Genomic DNA, 18037 nt, shown 5'->3' with positions numbered 1-18037 from the left:
CGGACAACCAGGGCACAACAGGGGTTAGTGGAACGCGGGTGAGGGGCGAAACGGGAGTTACCGCCCGGGCTGTCGGACCCTCCCGTTAGTCTCGGGGATCATGCGACTGCTGCACACTTCCGACTGGCACCTCGGCCGGGCGTTCCACCGGGTGAACATGCTCGGCGCCCAGGCCGGGTTCATCGGCCACCTGGTCGAGACCGTGCGCGAGCACGCCGTCGACGCCGTGGTCGTGTCGGGAGACGTGTACGACCGCGCGGTGCCCCCGCTCGCCGCCGTCGAGCTGTTCGACGACGCACTGCACCGCCTCGCCGACCTCGGCGTGCCCACGGTGATGATCTCCGGCAACCACGACTCGGCCCGCCGGCTCGGGGTCGGCGCCGGGCTCATCGACCGGGCCGGCATCCACCTGCGCACCGACCCGGCGGGCTGCGGCACCCCGGTGGTGCTGAGCGACGCCCACGGGGACGTGGCCTTCTACGGGCTGCCGTATCTCGAACCGGCTCTGGTGAAGACCGAGTTCGGCGTGGCGAAGGCGGGGCACGAGGCCGTGCTCGCCGCCGCCATGGACCGGGTCCGCGCCGACCTCGCCACGCGCGCGCCGGGCACCCGTTCCGTCGTCCTCGCGCACGCCTTCGTCACCGGCGGCGAGCAGAGCGACAGCGAGCGGGACATCACCGTCGGCGGGGTCGCCGCCGTGCCCTCCGGCGTCTTCGACGGCGTGGACTACGTGGCGCTGGGGCACCTGCACGGCTGCCAGACGCTCACCGAGCGCGTCCGCTACTCCGGCTCCCCGCTGCCGTACTCCTTCTCCGAGTACCGGCACCGCAAGAGCATGTGGCTCGTCGATCTCGACGCCGACGGGTCGGTCACCGCCGAGCGCCTCGACTGCCCGGTGCCGCGCGCGCTGGCCCGGCTGCGCGGCAGGCTGGCCGACCTGCTCGCCGACCCGGAGCTGACCCCGTACGAAGAGGCGTGGGTGGAGGCGACCCTCACCGACCCGGTCCGTCCGGACGAGCCCATGGCCCGGCTCACGGAGCGGTTCCCGCACACGCTGAGCCTCGTCTTCGACCCCGAGCGCGCCCCCGACGAGCCCGGCGTGTCCTACGCCCGGCGCCTCGCCGACCGCAGCGACCAGCAGATCGCGGAGGACTTCGTGACCCATGTGCGCGGCGCCGGGCCCGACGACCACGAGCAGGACGTGCTGCGGGACGCCTTCGACGCCGTGCGCGCCGACGAGACCGTGCGGGAGGTGGCCCGGTGAGACTGCACCGGCTGGACCTCACCGCCTTCGGGCCCTTCGGCGCCGCGCAGAGCGTCGACTTCGACGACCTGTCGGCCGCCGGGCTGTTCCTGCTGCACGGCCCCACCGGCGCCGGCAAGACCTCCGTCCTCGACGCCGTCTGCTACGCCCTGTACGGCTCGGTGCCGGGCGCCCGGCAGGGCAGCGGCCAGGGCATCACGCTGCGCAGCGACCACGCGGCCGCCGGCACCCGCACCGAGGTGCGCCTGGAACTGACCGTCGCGGGGCGCCGGCTGGAGATCACCCGGCAGCCGCCCTGGGAACGGCCGAAGCTCCGCGGCAAGGGCACCACCGTCGACAAGGCGCAGACCTGGCTGCGCGAGTACGACGCGACGACCCGCGCCTGGAAGGACCTCAGCCGCTCCCACCAGGAGATCGGCGAGGAGATCACCCAACTGCTCGGCATGAGCCGCGAGCAGTTCTGCCAGGTCGTGCTGCTGCCCCAGGGCGACTTCGCCCGCTTCCTGCGCGCCGACGCCGAAGCGCGCGGCAAGCTCCTCGGCCGGCTCTTCGACACTCGGCGGTTCGCCGAGGTGGAGAAGCGCCTCGCCGAACGGCGCCGCACCACCGAGGCCCGGGTCCGCGAGGGCGACGCCACCCTGCTGGCCGACGCGCACCGGATGCAGCAGGCCGCCGGTGACGCCATGGAGCTGCCGGAACTGGCCCCGGGCGAACCGGGACTGGCCGAGGCGGTCCTCGCCGCCGCCGCCGTCGCCCGCGGCACCGCCCGCGAGCGGCTCGCCATCGCCGACGGCCGGCTCGCGGCCGCCGAGTCCGCCCAGGCCGCGGCCGGACGCGACCTGACCGACGCCCGCGAACTCCACCGGCTGCAAAGCCGGTTCGCCGAGGCACGGGAGCGGGCCGCACGGCTGGCGGAGCGGGCCGACGCGCACCGTGCCGCGCAGGAGCGCATGGAACGGGGCCGCAAGGCCGAGGCGGTGGCCCCCGCCCTGGAGCTGCGGGACGCCGCCGACGGCGAGCACCGGAGGGCGGCGGACGCGGAGGCGCGCGCCCGTGCCCGGCTGCCGCAGGCCCTCGCCGACGCGGGCGCCACCGGACTCGCCGCCGCCGCCCGCCGGGCCGCCGAGGAACTGGGCGGCCTCGAGTCGGCCAGGCGCGCCGAACGACGCCTCGCCGAACTGACCGAGGAGCGGGACGGCCTCGACCGCCAGGAGCGCGCCGACGAGGAGGTCCGCCAGGAGGCGGAGACCTGGCTCGCCGACTGGGACGCCACCCGCACCCGACTCCAGGGCCGCGTCGACTCCGCGCAGGAGGCCGCCACCCGCGCCGAACAGCTCGCCGTACAGCGCGATCCGGCGCGGCGCAGACTGGAGGCCGCCCGGCAGCGGGACCGGCTCACCGACGACACCGAAGAGGCGCGGCGGCGGGTGCTCGCCGCGGCGGAGGACGCCGCCGAGGCCCGCGCCCACTGGCTGGACCTCAAGGAACAGCGGCTGCACGGCATCGCCGCCGAACTCGCCGCGCACCTCACCGACGGCACACCGTGCGCGGTGTGCGGCGCCACCGAACACCCCGCCCCCGCCCGCAAGACCGCCGGGCACGTCGACCGCGACGCGGAGGAGCGCGCCCTCGCCGCCTACCAGGCCGCCGACGAGCGGCGCACGCGGGCCGAGCGGCACCTGGGCACCGTACGGGAGGCGCTCGCCGCCGCCACGGCGGAAGCCGGGGAGACGCCCACCGCCCGGCTGGCCGAGGAGGCCGAGGAACTGGAGGCCGCGTACGCGCGGGCGCGGGCGACCGCCTCCGGCCTGCACGCCGCGCAGGAGGAGCTGCGGCGGGCCGAAGGCGAACGCGAACAGCGCGTCGCCGCCCAGCAGCAGGCCGCCGTCCGGTCCGCCTCCCGGGTCGCGGGCCGGGAGCGGCTGGAGCGCGAACAGACGTCGCTGGAAGAGGAGTTGACGCGGGCCCGGGGCAGCGCCGAGAGCGTGGGCGCGCGGGCCGCGCAGCTGGAACGACGGGCGGCGCTGCTCACGGAGGCGGCCGACACCGCCCGCGTCGCCGAGGACACCGCCCAGCGGCTCAAGGACGCCGACGCCCGGCTCGCCGACGCCGCCTTCCGGGCCGGTTTCGGCACCCCGGCGGACGCGGCCGCCGCCCTCCTCGACGACACCGCCCACCGCGAGCTGCAACGACAGCTCGACGCCTGGCAGTCGGAGGACGCCGCCGTCCGCGCGGTCCTCGCCGAGGCCGACACCGCCGACGCGGCCCGGCGACCGCCCGCCGACCTCGCCGCCCGGGAACAGGCGGCGGCCGACGCGGACCGGCGCCTGCGCGAGGCGTCCTCGGCCCGCGACGCCGCCGCCCGGTGCTGCGCCGAGCTGGACCGGCTGTCCGCGCACGCCACCGCGTCCGTGCGCCGGCTCGCCCCGCTGCGTGAGGAGCACACCCGGGTCGCCCGCCTCGCCTCCCTCGCCGCGGGCACCTCGGCGGACAACGAACGCCGGATGCGCCTGGAGTCGTACGTACTGGCCGCCCGTCTCGAACAGGTCGCCGCCGCGGCCACCGCGCGCCTGCTGCGGATGTCCTCCGGCCGCTACACCCTCGTCCACTCCGACGACCGCACCGGCCGCGGCCGCAGCGGCCTGGGCCTGCACGTCGTCGACGCCTGGACCGGCCGCGAGCGCGACACGGCCACGCTGTCCGGCGGCGAGACGTTCTTCGCGTCCCTCGCCCTCGCGCTCGGCCTCGCCGACGTCGTCACCGACGAGGCGGGCGGCGTCCGCCTGGACACCCTCTTCATCGACGAGGGCTTCGGCAGCCTCGACGACCAGACCCTCGACGAGGTCCTCGACGTCCTGGACGCACTGCGCGAGCGGGACCGCAGCGTCGGCATCGTCAGCCACGTCGCCGACCTGCGCCGCCGCATCCACGCCCAACTGGAGGTCGTGAAGGGGCGGTCGGGTTCGGTCCTGCGGCAGCGGGGCGCCGGCTGAGCGCCGTTCCGGCCCTCCCGCGCCGACCTCAGCGGCCCAGCGGGCGGCGGGGGAGCGGTGAGGAGTAGACCACGCTGGTGGTGACCGAGCCCAAGGCGCTGATCCGGCCGGACACCTCCTCCAGGTGCCGCATCGAACGGGCCGCGACCTTGATGACGAAGCAGTCGTCGCCCGTGACGTGGTGCGCCTCCAGGATCTCCGGCGTGACCGCGACCAGGTCGTGGAACGGCTTGTAGTTGGCCACCGGGTAGCGCAGCCGCACGAACGCCAGGATCGGCAGACCCAGCCGCTCGGGGTCGACCACCGCCGCGTACCCCTGGATGATCCCGGCGTCCTCCAGGCGCCGCACCCGCTCCGTCACCGCGCTCGCGGACATCGAGACGGCACGCGCCAGTTCGGCGAAGCTGACCCGCCCGTCCCGCTGGAGGGCGTCGAGAATGCGCCAGTCCGTGGCGTCCGGGGAATACTCGGTCATCGGAGATGAATAGCAGGGATTCACCGGCGGAACAAGGTGACGGCCGGTGAATCGCCCTTCAGGCGGGGCGGTGCGGGCCATAGATTTTCGGCTGGAGATCCACTGAGGAGAGGCCGGACCATGACCGTCACCACCCCCGCCGTCGGGCACGTCAACGCCGTCCTGCGAACCGCCCCCGCACCGTCCGCCGAGGCCGCCGCGTACTTCCGGGCGAGCCTCGCCTTTCACACCGACGTCTCCGACGTCGCCGACGCGCTCGCGGCCGGCGGCGACCCGGGGTTCGTGCTCGTCGACTGCCGCTCCATCGAGTCCTGGGACCAGGGCCACGTCCCCGGCGCCGTCCACCTCCCCACCGCGCAGGTCCCGGAGCAGGCCGGGCAACTCCTCGACCCCGCCGTGCCGGTGGTGACCTACTGCTGGGGCCCCGGCTGCAACGGGGCGGCGCGCGCGGCCCTCGCCCTCGCCGAACTCGGCTACCGGGTCAAGGAGATGCTCGGCGGTTTCGAGTACTGGGTGCGCGAGGGCTTCGAGTTCGAGACCCGGCAGGGCGCCGAGCGCCGCGCCGCCGACCCCCTGACCGTACCGGTGGACGCGGCCGACTGCGGCTGCTGAGCGGCGTGTAGGTTCTGCCGCATGGTGCGATACGCGGAGCCGGGCGCGGTGGAGTGGGTCGAGTCGGGCGGCGGGCCGCTGATCGCGGTACCGGAGACGGTGCTGCCGTTCTGGACCGGCGCCGACGGCGAGGAGACGGACTCCGACTACGACCGGGCCTGCGAGGTCGACGGCCAGGTCGGGCTGCTCCCGGTCGGCGACTCCACCGCCCTGGTGCTCGGCGACGAACCCGCCTCCACCGCCTACCTCCCCGACCACGGCGCCTTCGTCCGCTGGTGCGCCGCGGACTCCGAGGACGAGGTGCTGGCCGGGGTGCCCGCCGCCCTCGACACCGCCGAGTGGCAGCCCGAGGTGTCCTGGCACGTGCCGGGACCCGTGTTCCTGTTCGACGCCGCCTGGCCCGGCGCCGCGTCGGACCGCGCCGACCGGGTGCGGGTCGCGCTGGACCCCGGCCGGTACGCGGTGCGCGCGGCCGAGGTGCGGCCCGGCCCGGAGACCTGGCTGAGCCTCGTACAGCTGCGGCGGCTCACCGACCGGTAGGCGCGGCGATATTGACGTGCGGGGCGGTCGCGGGCCGCCCATCATGGGTGCCCATGCCACGACTTCCGCACCCCGCCCCCGAAGACCTGCGCCGCGACCCGCTGCCCCTGCGCGGCCGCACCGCCCTCGTCACCGGAGCCAGCCGGCGCGGCGGCATCGGCCACGCCGTGGCCCGGCGGCTCGCCGCGTACGGAGCGAGCGTCTACCTGCACCACCACGTCCCGCACGACGCCGCCATGCCCTGGGGCGCCGACCGCGTGGCCGACGTGGTCGACTCCGTACGCGCGGCGCTCGGCGACCCGGACGCCGCCGTGCACGCGGGCCCCGGCGACCTCACCCGCCCCGACGCGCCCGGCGAACTCGTCGCCACCGCCGCCGAAGCGCTCGGCGGACGGCTGGACATCCTCGTCGCCAACCACGCGCTCAGCGGGTCAGACGGCACCCTCGACACCGTCGACGCCGCCATGCTCGACGCCCACTGGCAGGTCGACACCCGTTCGGTACTGCTGCTGATCCAGGCCCACGCCCGCCACCGCGCCGCCCTGCCGCCGCGTACACCCGGCGGACGCGTCGTGCTGATGACGTCCGGCCAGGACATCGCGGGCGGCATGCCCGGCGAGATCGCCTACGCGCTCCAGAAGGGCGCGCTCGCCTCCGTCACGCGCTCCCTGGCGACGACCCTCGCCGAGCACGCCGTCACCGTGAACGCGGTCAACCCCGGCCCCGTGGACACCGGTTACCTGACCGGCGAGGACTACGACGCCGTCGCCGCGCTCTTCCCCGCCGGGCGGTGGGGCGTGCCCGACGACCCGGCCCGCCTCATCGCGTGGCTCGCCACGGACGAGGCGGACTGGATCACCGGTCAGGTGATCGACTCGGAGGGAGGCTTCAGACGGTGAGGTGAGGGCGGGGCGGTGCGGGCGTCACAGCCGCGCCAGCTCGTCCACCAGGTCGTCCAGGCCCAGCGAGCCCTGGGAGAGGGCCGCCATGTGCCACGCCTTGAGGTCGAAGGAGTCGCCGTGCCGCTCGCGGGCCTTCTCCCGGCCCAGCAGCCACGCCCGCTCGCCGAGCTTGTAGCCGATCGCCTGGCCCGGGATCGTCAGGTACCGGGTCAGCTCGCTCTCCACGAAGTCCGCCGGGCGGCTGCTGTGCGCGCCGAAGAACTCCTGCGCCAGCTTCGGCGTCCAGCGCTCACCCGGGTGGAAGGGCGAGTCCGCCGGGATCTCCAGCTCCAGGTGCATGCCGATGTCCACGATGACCCGGGCGGCCCGCATCATCTGCGCGTCCAGGTAGCCCAGGCGCTGCTCCGCGTCCGTGAGGTAGCCCAGCTCGTCCATCAGCCGCTCCGCGTACAGCGCCCAGCCCTCGGCGTTGGCGCTGACCATGCCCACCGAAGCCTGGTAGCGGGAGAGGTCCTCCGCCACGTGCGTCCACTGCGCGAGCTGGAGGTGGTGGCCCGGGACGCCCTCGTGGTACCAGGTCGAGACCAGGTCGTACACGGGGAACCGGGTCTGCCCCATCGTCGGCAGCCAGGTGCGGCCGGGGCGCGAGAAGTCCTCCGACGGCGAGGTGTAGTAGGGCGCCGCCGCGCTGCCGGGCGGCGCGATGCGCGACTCCACCCTCCGTACCCGCTCGGCGAGTTCGAAGTGCGTGCCGTCCAACTGATCGATCGCCTGGTCCATCAGGCCCTGGAGCCAGTCGCGGACCTCGTCGACGCCCTCGATGTGCTTGCCGTGCTCGTCCAGGTGCGCCAGCGCCACCCACGGCGTCTTCGCGCCCGGCAGGATCTTCTCCGCCTCCGCCTTCATCTCGGCCAGCAGGCGGTGGTACTCGGACCAGCCGTACGCGTACGCCTCGTCCAGGTCCAGGTCGGTGCCGTTGTAGTAGCGCGACCAGCGGGCGTAGCGCTCCCGGCCCACCGTGTCCGGGGCGCCCTCGATGGCCGGGGCGTACACGTCGCGCATCCAGTCCCGCAGGTCCGCCACGGCGGCGGTCGCGCCCCGGGCGGCCTCGTCCAGCTCCGCGCGCAGCGCCTCGGGGCCGTCGGCGGCGAAGTCCTCGAACCAGCCACGCCCCTCGCCGGTGTCCGCCCACTCGCCGAGTTGCTCGACGAACGTCGCGGTCGGCCGCGGCGCCGCGTACAGCCCGCGCTCCAGGCCCAGGGACAGGGACGCGCGGTAGCCCGCGAACGCCGCGGGCACCGCGCGCAGCCGCTCGGCGATCCGGGCCCAGTCCTCGTCGGTCCCGGTCGGGGTGAGGGCGAAGACCTCGCGCACCGAGTGGGCGGCGGTGCCCATGTTGCCGACCGAACGCAGCCCCTCGTCGGCCTCGTGCACCGCGAGTTCGGCGGTGAGGCGCTCACGCAGCAGCCGCGCGCAGCGCCGCTCCACGTCGCTGTCCCCGCCCGGCCGGCGCTCCGCCTCGTCCAGCCGGGCCAGGGTGGTGCGGGCCAGCTCGGCGAGGGCCTCCTGACCGGCGGGTGAGAGGTCGGGCAGACGGCTGGAACTCTCCGCGACACCGAGGTAGGTACCGGTGACCGGGTCGAGGGCGATGAGCTCGTCGACGTAGGCGTCGGCGACCTCGCGGGGCAGCGGGCTCTTGGTCTCTGACATGCGGACATCCTCATACGGACACCGGTGCCGCGTCAGCCCGGCGGACCGGGCCCGACCGTGCGGGCGGCCGGATTTCGCTCAGGGCGTGGCCGGGGGAGGGGCGGCCGCCGACGGCGGCGCGGGTGCGGCCGGGGGCAGCAGCGGGCCGCACTCCCACTGCTGGAAGATCAGCCGGGTCTCGACCCGGGCCACCTCCCGCCGGGAGGTGAACTCGTCCAGGACCAGCCGTTGCAGATCCGTCATGTCCGCGACCGCGACATGCACGAGGTAGTCGTCCGGGCCGGTGAGGTGGAAGACGGTGCGCGACTCGGGCAGCGCCCGGATGCGCTCCACGAACGGTCCGACCAGCTCCCGCCGGTGCGGGCGCACCTGCACCGACAGCAGTGCCTGGAGGCCACGCCCCAGCTTGGCCGGGTCCAGCTCCAGCCGGTGGCCGAGGATCACGCCGGCCCGCCGCAGCCGGGCCACCCGGTCCAGGCAGGTCGACGGGGCGACGCCGACCTGGGCGGCGAGATCGCGGTACGTGGTCCGGGCGTCGTTCTGCAACAGCCGCAGCAGCTGGAGATCCACCGGATCGAGTACGACGGAATCGGCCATGGCCCGAACGTAACACGGAGTACGCCCCGGTTGGCCCGGTCGGTGTTCACCCTTCGGGCATGGACTCAGCGCGCACGCACACGTCACCACCCGACGACGTACGCACCACCGCACCCACGGGCAGGGCACTGGCCACCGAAGCCGTGCACGCCGGCCGCGACGACCTCGCCGCCCAGGGACTGCACGCCCCGCCCATCGACCTGTCCACGACCTACCCGTCGTACGACAGCCGCGGCGAGGCCGCCCGCATCGACGCGTTCGCCGCCACCGGCGCCGAACCGGACGGGCCGCCGGTCTACGGCCGCCTCGGCAACCCGACCGTCGCCCGCTTCGAGACGGCGCTGGCCCGGCTGGAGGGGACCGAGGCCGCCGTCGCCTTCGCCAGCGGCATGGCCGCGCTCAGCGCGGTGCTACTGGTCCGCGGCTCGATGGGACTGCGGCACGTGGTCGCCGTACGGCCGCTGTACGGGTGCAGCGACCACCTGCTGACCGCCGGGCTGCTCGGGTCCGAGGTCACCTGGACCGACCCGGCGGGCGTCGCGGACGCGCTGCGCCCGGACACCGGCCTGGTGCTGGTCGAGACGCCGGCCAACCCGACGCTGGCCGAGGTCGACCTGCGGGCCGTCGCGCACGCCTGCGGGTCGGTGCCGCTGCTCGTCGACAACACCTTCGCCACCCCCGTGCTCCAGCGCCCCGCCGAACACGGGGCCCGGCTGGTGCTGCACAGCGCCACCAAATACCTCGGCGGGCACGGCGACGTGCTGGCCGGCGTGGTCGCCTGCGACGAGGAGTTCGCCGGGCGGCTGCGGCAGGTCCGCTTCGCCACCGGCGGCGTGCTGCACCCGCTGGCCGGCTACCTGCTGCTGCGAGGACTGTCCACCCTGCCCGTCCGGGTCCGGGCCGCCTCCGCGGGCGCCGCCGAGCTGGCCGGGCGGCTGGCCGCCGACCCGCGGGTGGCCCGCGTCCACTACCCGCGCATCGGCGGCGCGATGGTCTCCTTCGAGGTCCACGGCGACCCGCACGCGGTCATTGGCGGGGTCCGGCTGATCACTCCGGCCGTGAGTCTCGGCAGCGTCGACACGCTCATCCAGCACCCGGCGTCCATCAGCCACCGCATCGTGGACCCGGACGACCGGCGGAGCGCCGGGGTGTCCGACCGGCTGCTGCGCCTGTCGGTCGGTCTGGAGGACGTCGACGACCTGTGGGCCGACCTGGACCGGGCCCTGGGGGAGCGGGCGGCCGAGGCCGTCCCGCTGCGGGAGGCGCTGTCGCGGGCCGAGTGACCCGCCACCGCGCCTGCCGCCGCCTCACTCCCGGCCGATCCGCTCCCCGTGCGGCAGTGGCGCCGCGGTGCCGGCCGACGGGTCCAGGCGGGCCGTGACGACCAGGGTCCCCTCCTCGATCTGGTAGTCGAGGGGGAGGCCCAGGCCGCGCATCGCGGCGACCATGCCGGTGTTGGACGCCTGCGTGACCGCGTACACGCTCTCGCAGCCCGTCTCCGCCGCCATCGCCACCAGGCGGGCGAGGAGTTCGCCGCCGATGCCCCGGCGCTGCCACTCGTCCTCGACGAGCAGCGCGACCTCCGTCTCGTCCCCGTCCCACAGCAGATGACCGAGCCCGACGATCCGACCCGAGGCGGTCTGCACGGCGAGGGTGCGGCCGAAGCGCGGGCTGAGCAGATGGTTGAGATACCGGTCGGCGTCCCCGACCGGACCGTGGTAGCGCATGCCGAGCGTCCGCGCCGAGCAGCGTTCGTGCATCGCCTTCGCGGCCGGAACGTCACGCGTGTCCGCCCGGCGGACCGTGATGTCGCTTCCCTCGGGCAGCGTCAGCACGTCCCGGCCGCGCGGGACCCGCGGACCGAGCCGGGCGTCCAGCTCGACCAGCGCCCGCGCCCGGGCGAACTCGGCCGGGGTGAACGGCAGATGGGGGCGCTCCACACTGATCACGCCGCCCTCCGGGGCGCGCAGCCGCAGCACCGTGTCCTCGAACGTGCCCTCCGGCGGCACGGCCTGCCCCGGGTGCGCCCCGGTCCGGGCGTCGGCGGTCGCGGGCAGGGACCTGATGGTGCACCGGCCCAGCAACTGCCGCAGCGCCAGCGGCAGTTCCGACGCGTCCAGGGCCGTACGGGCGGCCAGGCCCAGCACCCGGGTCGGCGCGTCCACCAGGTCGTGGGCGTCCGCCCGCTCGGTCCAGGTCCGGGCCCCGCCCGCCGCCGTCACCAGCTCGGCCAGCTCCGTCCCGCTCAGCTCACCCGGGGCACGGAGCAGGAACTCGTCCACCGTGCCCTCGGTCAGCGGGTGTGTCTGAAGGCTCAGGATGTCGATCCGCCGTTCGGCGAGGGCCCCGCAGAGCACGGCCAGCGATCCCGGCGCGTCCCGTACCGTCGTCCGCATCCGCCACAGCGCGCTCTCGTCGACCGGCTCGGCCCCCGTCGGCCCGGTGCCGGTCGGTCCCGTACCGGTCGGTGCGGTCCCGGGCGGTGCGGTCCCGGCCGGCCGCGCGGTGGTCGGTGGCCGGGTGCCGGTATCGTCCGCCGGCGGCGCCTGCCCGCGGCGTCGTGACCACCGGGTGTGGAAACCCGCCGTGGCGATCAGCGCCGCCAGCGAGGCCAGGACCAGGGCGGGCACCGCGGTGCCGTGCTCGACGAGGTGCGTCACGGCGTCCGTCACATCAGACATGTCTCGACTCATGCACCCACTGTGAAGGAACGGTGTTGCGTGATCACGAACGCTCTGTGACCGATGGGTAAAGAAGGCTTCTGGGATGCTTTTGGCCTTTTCGGGCCGGTTGTAAGGGGCCGCGCACCGGGGGATGACGCCGGTGCGCGGCACACCCGACAGGCTACGGGACCGGCCACGGGGGGCTACTGGCCCACCCGGCCCGGCCGCAGCACCTTCGTGAACAGCACCGTGCCGTCCTGCTCGCGCAGCCGCACCGTCATGTCGGCGCTGTCGCCGTCGATGTCGACCTCGCCGAAGAACTGGTAGCCGCCCGCGGGCGAGACGTTCGAGGCGGTCGGCGCCTTCACGAAGACCCGTTCGGGACCGAAGGTGCCGTCCAGCGCGCTGGCCGGGAACGCGCCCGCGTTGAGCGGCCCGGACACGAACTCCCAGAACGGCTCGAAGTCACCGAACGCGGCCCGGGAGGGCTGGTAGTGCTGGGCCGAGGTGTGGTGCACGTCGGCCGTCAGCCACACCGTGCCGGTGATCCTGCGGTGCTTGACGAAGCGCAGCAGCTCGGCGATCTGCAACTCGCGCCCCAGTGGTGCGCCGGGGTCGCCCTGGGCGATCGCCTCGATGTTGGGCGCGCCCTCGGTGGCGTCCGGCACGACCAGACCGATCGGCATGTCCGCCGCGATGACCTTCCACACCGCGCGCGACCGCGCCAGTTCCCGCTTCAGCCACTCCAACTGCTCGCGGCCCAGGATGCCCTGCGGGTCCACGGTCTGCTTGCCGGGGGAGTTGGCGTCGCGGTACGTCCGCATGTCCAGCACGAACACGTCGAGCAACGGGCCCTGGCGCAGCACCCGGTGCACCCGTCCCTCGCGCGCGCCGGGGCGCAGGGTGGAGATCGGGAAGTACTCGGCGAACGCGCGCCGGGCGCGGGCGGCCAGTACGTCGACGCGCTTCTCCGTGTACCGGTCGTCCGTGTCCGCGATCACCTGGCCCGGGTACCAGTTGTTGCGGACCTCGTGGTCGTCCCACTGGACGACCGACGGGACCCGCGCGTTGAAGCGCCGCAGGTTCTCGTCGAGCAGGTTGTAGCGGAAGTTGCCGCGGAACTCGGCGAGGGTCTCGGCGACCTTGGACTTCTCCTCGGTCGTGATGTTCCGCCAGGTGCCGCCGTCGGGCAGGGCCGCCGTCTCGGCGATGGGGCCGTCGGCGTAGATGGTGTCGCCGCTGCACAGGAAGAAGTCCGGGTCCAGGGCACCCATGGCGTCGAAGATGCGGTAGCCGCCGAGGCCGGGGTTGATGCCCCAGCCCTGCCCGGCGAGGTCGCCGGACCACACGAAACGCACACCCTCGCGGCGGCGGACCGGCACGGTGCGGAAGGTCCCGGTGACCGGCTCGCCGGTGCGGCGCGGGTCGTCCGGGTCGGCGAGGAGCACGCGGTAGTGGATCTGCTCGCCCGGCGGCAGGCCGCGCAGCCGGGTGGTGCCGGTGAAGTCGGTGTCGCGTCCGAGCAGCGGACCGTGCCACCGGTGCGGGTGGCGGAACGACTCGGTCGCGGACGTCTCGACGATCATCCGGGCCGGCCGGTCGGAGCGCACCCACACCAGACCGGAGTGGGAGGTCACGTCTCCCGTCTGCACGCCCCAGCCCGCCCCCGGCCGCCCGGAACGGGCGAACGCCGGCGCCGCCCCCAGGGCGGTGGGCAGGGTCAGGGCAGCCGACGCGGCGAGCGAACCGCGCAGCACGCTGCGGCGGCCGGGCAACGGACGAGGTGACATGGATGCGCCTCCAGGACGGGGTCCGGCCGGTGTGCGGCCGGGTTTTCGGGACAGTGTGCGGAGCCAGACCTACTGGCACGGCGCGGCGCCCACGGAAATTGCGGGTGAACAACCCGGACGACCCGAGCGGTCCGCCGCCCGCGCGCGGGCGCCGGGTCACACGGCCGCGGCCATCCTCTCCACCCCCGCCCGGATCCGTCCCGGCGTCAGGTGCGCGTACCCCAGCACCAGCCGCACCTCCTTGCCGGCCTCCGGGCCCTCGCGCACCGGGCCCTCGGCCACCTGTCCCTCGCCCACCGGGCCGCCGGCCGCACCGCCGTGCGCGTACGCCGCCAGCGAGCGCACCGCGACGCCCGCCTCCGCCACGCGCGCGAGGAAGCCCTCCTCGGGCCCGTACCGCTCGGGAAGCGTGGCGATGGCGTGCAGGCCGGCGGCGATGCCGGTGACCCGTGAGCCGGGGAAGTGCTCGGCCAGCGCGGCCACCAGGGCGTCGCGGCGCTCCCGGTAGGCGCGCTGGCACACGCGGAGCCGCCGGTCGTAGTCGCCGCGCTCGACGAAACGGGCGAACACCGCCTGGTCGAGGGTCGGGTGGCCGAGGTCGGTGGTGCGCTTGCGTTCGACGACGTCGTCCGCGAGCCAGTCCGGCACCAGCAGCCAGCCCAGCCGCAGCCCCGGGGCGAGGGACTTGCTGACCGAGCCCGTGTAGGCGACGCGCTCCGGATCGAGCCCCTGGAGCGCGCCCACGGGGGCACGGTCGTAGCGGAAGTCCCCGTCGTAGTCGTCCTCCAGGACGAGACCGTCCACGGACCGCGCCCAGCCGAGCAGTTCGGCCCGCCGCCGCGCCGAGTAGGCGATCCCGGTGGGGAACTGGTGGGCCGGTGTCGTCACCACGACCCGTACGCCCGACGCGTGCAGCGGCCCCGGGGCGAGGCCCTCCTCGTCCAGCGGGAGGGGCGCCGTGCCCAGGCCCGCCGAGGCGTACAGGGCGTGGTGCTGAGGGCTGCCGGGGTCCTCCACCCCGGCGGTGCGCATCCCGCGCGCGTACAGCACGCTCGCCAGCAGCGCGGTGGCCTGCGCCACCCCGGAGACCACCACGATCCGCTCGGGGTCCGCGACCACACCCCGGCGCCGGGCGAGCAGCTCGGCCAGGGCGGTCCGCAGCCCCGGCAGCCCGCGCGGGTCGGGATAACCCAGGCCCTCGTGCGGCAGGTCCGCCAGCACGCTCCGCTGCGCCGCGGCCCACGCCGCACGCGGGAAGAGCGACAGGTCGGGCGTCCCCGGCACGAAGTCGACGCGATCGGCGGGGGAGCGCGGGGCGAGATCACGCGCGCGCGGCCGGGCGGCCCGTACGGCATCCCCCACCCACGTCCCCGCGCCCTGCCCGCTGCGCAGATAGCCCTCGGCCGTCAGCTGCCCGTATGCCTCCGTCACCAGCCCCCGCGACACCTTGAGGTCGGCCGCCAGGTCCCGGCTGGACGGGAGGCGGGTGCCCGGCGTGAGCCGGCCCGAACGGACCGCGTCGCGCAGGGCCTCTTGCAGGGCGCGGCCACGCGCGCGTGCCGGTGCCGAGGCGGCGGGCAGCAGCACCTCCCAGGCCGCGCTGCCGGCGGCGGAGCCCGCAGGGCCGCCCGGACCGGTCGACGGCGTCATGAAAGAAGTCCCCCCGAACGTCACGTCCGCACCACGTCTTCTCAATCAGCTCCACTTTACGAGGGGTTGGACCCGCTGGTGCGTAAACCAGAGTGACAGACCACAGCGAGGGGGCAGAGCGAGGTCGCGCCCCGGAATCGTACGCGCAATCCAGGAGCGCCCGTGGACTCCAAGAACCGTTTCGAGACGAAGACCACCTTCGCTCTCTCCCGACTTGAATGGCTCGGCTTTCTCACCGTCTCCGTCGTGCTCGCCTTCCAGCACCTCACGGAAATCCGCTGGGCCGTCTTCGTGCTGCTGTTCGCGGTGATCGACGTCGTCGGATACCTGCCCGGCGCGATCGCCTTCCGGCGCAGCCCGCACGGACACGTTCCGCGCGGCTGCTACGTGGCCTACAACACCATGCACAGCCTGGTCACCGCCGGTGTCCTGGCCGGGGCGTGGGCGCTGTTCGTCCGGCCGGAATGGGCCCTGCTGGCCCTCCCGATCCACCTCATGGGCGACCGGGCCCTCTTCGGGAACTCCCTCAAGCCCTTCGGTGTCCCCTTCGAACCGGAAACCACGCCGGAGTTCCGGAGGTTCGAGCAGCGGTACCACTCGGCGGCGGATTCCGGCGCGAACGCCGCCGCGCGGACTTCCGTGGAGGACACCGATGCCGTCCGTGCTTGACACACTCGCCGCCCACAGCGACAACCCCAGTTCCTTTCTCGCCCTCAACAGCGGGAACGCGTACTTCCACGACGGCGGGTTCGACGGCACCTGTGCCTATCGCACCTCGGGCCGCTACGTGCTGCAATTCGGCGGCCCGTTCACCGCGCCGGAACACCGTGCGCGCCTGCTGGACGCGTTCGCCGCCCACGCCGGCCGCCGTCTGGTCGCCGTGCAACTTCAGCGGGCGGACGCCGAGCTGTACGCGGCGCACGGCTTCACGGTCAACCAGCTCGGGGCGTCGTACGCGGTCGACCTGAGCCGTTTCACACTGCGCGGCTCACGGTTCGTGCGGCTGCGGAACAAGATCTCGCGCGCCCGGCGGGCGGGCCTGGAGGTCGCCGAGGTCACGGCCGGCGACGACTGCGCCGAACTGGACCGGATCGACCAGTGCTGGCTGCGGGACAAGGGCCGGCACGCCAAGGAGCTGCGCTTCCTCGTCGGCCAGCGCAACGGGCACCTGCAGCGGCACCGCCGTCTGTTCGTCGGCCGGATCGACGGCGAGACGGTCGGCTACATCAACTACTCGCCGGTCTACGGCAGCCGCTCCGGCTGGCTGCACGATCTCAGCCGGCGCCGCCCCGACGCTCCGCCCGGCGTGATGGAGGCGCTCAACGCCACCGTCATGGAACGGCTCACCGCCGACGGGGCCGGCTGGTTGCACTTCGGCTTCACCCCGTTCACCGGGCTCGACGCCGAGCACGAACTACCCGGTGCCAGCCGCATGTTCGCCCGGTTCGCCCGTCTCCTGGCCGAGCGCGGCGACGTGATCTACCCGGCGGCCTCCCAGCTCGAGTACAAGCAGAAGTGGGCCCCGCACGTGGTCCTGCCGGAGTACATCGCCTTCCGCGGCAGGCCCCGCCCCGGCGCCATCTGGCAGTTGCTGCGCGCCACCAACGCCCTCTGAGCCACCTCGTCCACGGCCGCGCGAGTGCCGCGCCGATTCCGTACGCATCCCACCCTGGAGGACCGCACGCCCATGAGATTCCTAGAGCGTGAACGCGCCACCCTGGCGAAGCTGCTGCCCGAACTGGACCCCGCCCTGCGCGAGGTCCCGCTGATGGAACTGGAGCGGCCGGGCAGCCCGGGCATCCGGCACTTCCGGGACAGCGGCGGTCCAGGTCTGCTCGTCCCCGAGTCCCACCAGGGCCGGGGCGCCACCGCGCTCGACGCCCTGCGCGTGCAGCGGGCCATCGGCAGCCGCTCGCCGTCCCTGGCCGTGGCCACCACCATGCACCACTTCTCCATGGCCACCCTGGTCGGGATCGGCGGCCTCGGCGACGGCCTGGAGTGGATGCTGATCGAGGGCGTGGCCTCGTCCAACCGCGTGATCGCCTCCGGCTTCGCCGAGGGCCGCAGCGGCGCGGGCATCCTCGACCCGTCGATGACCGCCACGGTGACCGCGGACGGCATCCGGATCAACGGCGTCAAACGGCCGTGCAGCCTGGCCCACTCCATGGACGTACTCACCGCCAGCGTGCTGATCCCGCGCGAGGACGGGCAGGGCGACGAACTCGCCGTGGCCCTCATCCCCGCGGAGAGCGAGGGGATGAGCGTCAGCGGCTTCTGGTCCAGCGCCTTCCTCGCCGGGGCCGAGAGCGAACAGGTCACGCTCACCGACGTCCTGGTACCGCCGGAACTCCTGCTGCGCACCGCGACGACCTCCGGCGAACAGCTCGACGAACTCCAGACGGCCGGCCTGATCTGGTTCCAGACGCTGATGACGGGCAGCTACCTCGGCGCCGCGAGCGCGCTGGTGGAGCGGGTCCTGCTGAACGACCGCATCCCCGAGCACGAGCGGGTACGCCTCTTCGTCGAGACCGAGGCCGCCATGGCCACCGCCGAGGGCGTCGCCCGCCGTATCGACGCCGGTGACCTCGACGAGTCGGCGCTCGCCCAGGCGTTGTACGTGCGCTACGGCGTCCAGGACGCCATCGCCCGGGTCGTCCCGCGCGCGGTCGAACTCCTCGGCGGCCTCAACTTCATGACGTCCGACGAGGTGGGCCACCTGGCCGCCTGCGCCAACGGTCTCTCCCTGCACCCGCCGTCGCGCTCCCGGATGACCGCCCCGTTGTCCGCGTACCTGGCGGACCGGCCACTCGCCATCGCCTGACCGCGCCCCCACCGTCCATC

General features: G+C 74.5%; 15 protein-coding genes. 9 read left to right on the top strand and 6 right to left on the bottom strand.

All coding sequences use genetic code 11. The annotated features are described in order from the left end of the window. Nucleotides 1–100 precede the first annotated feature (100 nt). On the top strand, nucleotides 101–1264 hold the full coding sequence (locus tag ACIRGB_RS20880; protein ID WP_403866944.1) for an exonuclease SbcCD subunit D: 1164 nt from the start codon (nucleotides 101–103) through the stop codon (nucleotides 1262–1264). Then, nucleotides 1261–4257 carry an AAA family ATPase gene (locus ACIRGB_RS20875; protein ID WP_403866942.1) on the top strand — a complete coding sequence of 999 codons (2997 nt, stop codon included), beginning with the start codon at nucleotides 1261–1263 and terminating at the stop codon, nucleotides 4255–4257. Before ACIRGB_RS20880 ends, ACIRGB_RS20875 begins: the two co-directional genes overlap by 4 nt. 28 nt (nucleotides 4258–4285) lie before the next feature. Here the strand turns inward: ACIRGB_RS20875 and ACIRGB_RS20870 are convergent, their stop codons facing one another. Next, a complete protein-coding gene (locus tag ACIRGB_RS20870) occupies nucleotides 4286–4732 on the bottom strand; it encodes an Lrp/AsnC family transcriptional regulator (RefSeq protein ID WP_403866939.1) in 447 nt (148 codons plus the stop codon). Between the two features lie 120 nt (nucleotides 4733–4852). Here ACIRGB_RS20870 and ACIRGB_RS20865 point away from each other — a divergent pair, with 120 nt between their 5' ends. Genes ACIRGB_RS20865 through ACIRGB_RS20855 form a run of 3 tightly spaced genes read left to right on the top strand, consistent with a single transcriptional unit; the run spans nucleotide 4853 to nucleotide 6783 of the window. Beyond that, the gene (locus ACIRGB_RS20865) at nucleotides 4853–5344 is read left to right on the top strand and encodes a rhodanese-like domain-containing protein (protein ID WP_403866936.1); all 492 of its coding nucleotides are present in this window, start codon (nucleotides 4853–4855) and stop codon (nucleotides 5342–5344) included. Nucleotides 5345–5365: 21 nt separating this feature from the next. After that, nucleotides 5366–5884 (top strand): immunity 21 family protein, encoded by a 519-nt coding sequence (locus ACIRGB_RS20860; RefSeq protein ID WP_403866933.1) that lies wholly within the window; start codon nucleotides 5366–5368, stop codon nucleotides 5882–5884. A 53-nt stretch (nucleotides 5885–5937) separates the two neighbouring features. After that, nucleotides 5938–6783 carry an SDR family oxidoreductase gene (locus ACIRGB_RS20855; RefSeq protein ID WP_403866930.1) on the top strand — a complete coding sequence of 282 codons (846 nt, stop codon included), beginning with the start codon at nucleotides 5938–5940 and terminating at the stop codon, nucleotides 6781–6783. A gap of 24 nt (nucleotides 6784–6807) precedes the next feature. Here the strand turns inward: ACIRGB_RS20855 and ACIRGB_RS20850 are convergent, their stop codons facing one another. Then, nucleotides 6808–8496: a DUF885 domain-containing protein gene (locus tag ACIRGB_RS20850; RefSeq protein ID WP_403866927.1), complete on the bottom strand. Its 1689-nt coding sequence runs from the start codon at nucleotides 8494–8496 to the stop codon at nucleotides 6808–6810. Nucleotides 8497–8574: 78 nt separating this feature from the next. Next, on the bottom strand, nucleotides 8575–9093 hold the full coding sequence (locus ACIRGB_RS20845; protein ID WP_403866924.1) for an Lrp/AsnC family transcriptional regulator: 519 nt from the start codon (nucleotides 9091–9093) through the stop codon (nucleotides 8575–8577). A gap of 59 nt (nucleotides 9094–9152) precedes the next feature. On the opposite strand from ACIRGB_RS20845, the gene ACIRGB_RS20840 reads away from it, so the two are divergent. Next, nucleotides 9153–10376 (top strand): trans-sulfuration enzyme family protein, encoded by a 1224-nt coding sequence (locus tag ACIRGB_RS20840; protein WP_403866921.1) that lies wholly within the window; start codon nucleotides 9153–9155, stop codon nucleotides 10374–10376. A 24-nt stretch (nucleotides 10377–10400) separates the two neighbouring features. Here the strand turns inward: ACIRGB_RS20840 and ACIRGB_RS20835 are convergent, their stop codons facing one another. From ACIRGB_RS20835 to ACIRGB_RS20825, 3 genes are all read right to left on the bottom strand, one after another. Next, nucleotides 10401–11774: a GNAT family N-acetyltransferase gene (locus ACIRGB_RS20835; RefSeq protein WP_403866918.1), complete on the bottom strand. Its 1374-nt coding sequence runs from the start codon at nucleotides 11772–11774 to the stop codon at nucleotides 10401–10403. 185 nt (nucleotides 11775–11959) lie between these two features. Next, complete coding sequence (locus ACIRGB_RS20830) at nucleotides 11960–13546, bottom strand: alkaline phosphatase D family protein (RefSeq protein ID WP_403866915.1); 1587 nt, start codon at nucleotides 13544–13546, stop codon at nucleotides 11960–11962. Between the two features lie 156 nt (nucleotides 13547–13702). Beyond that, nucleotides 13703–15196: a PLP-dependent aminotransferase family protein gene (locus ACIRGB_RS20825; protein ID WP_403866912.1), complete on the bottom strand. Its 1494-nt coding sequence runs from the start codon at nucleotides 15194–15196 to the stop codon at nucleotides 13703–13705. Between the two features lie 162 nt (nucleotides 15197–15358). Between ACIRGB_RS20825 and ACIRGB_RS20820 the strand changes: the two genes are divergently transcribed. From ACIRGB_RS20820 to ACIRGB_RS20810, 3 genes are all read left to right on the top strand, one after another. After that, nucleotides 15359–15865 carry a hypothetical protein gene (locus tag ACIRGB_RS20820; protein WP_403866909.1) on the top strand — a complete coding sequence of 169 codons (507 nt, stop codon included), beginning with the start codon at nucleotides 15359–15361 and terminating at the stop codon, nucleotides 15863–15865. Further along, nucleotides 15849–16811 (top strand): bifunctional lysylphosphatidylglycerol flippase/synthetase MprF, encoded by a 963-nt coding sequence (locus tag ACIRGB_RS20815; protein WP_403866907.1) that lies wholly within the window; start codon nucleotides 15849–15851, stop codon nucleotides 16809–16811. The genes ACIRGB_RS20820 and ACIRGB_RS20815 overlap by 17 nt, the downstream gene beginning before the upstream one ends. Nucleotides 16812–16883: 72 nt before the next feature. Further along, nucleotides 16884–18017: an acyl-CoA dehydrogenase gene (locus ACIRGB_RS20810; RefSeq protein WP_403866904.1), complete on the top strand. Its 1134-nt coding sequence runs from the start codon at nucleotides 16884–16886 to the stop codon at nucleotides 18015–18017. Nucleotides 18018–18037: the final 20 nt, after the last annotated feature.

Origin of the sequence: Streptomyces sp. NPDC102490, assembly GCF_044765285.1 — a bacterium.
Lineage (GTDB): Bacteria > Actinomycetota > Actinomycetes > Streptomycetales > Streptomycetaceae > Streptomyces.
This window is presented reverse-complemented; position numbering and strand designations above follow the sequence as displayed.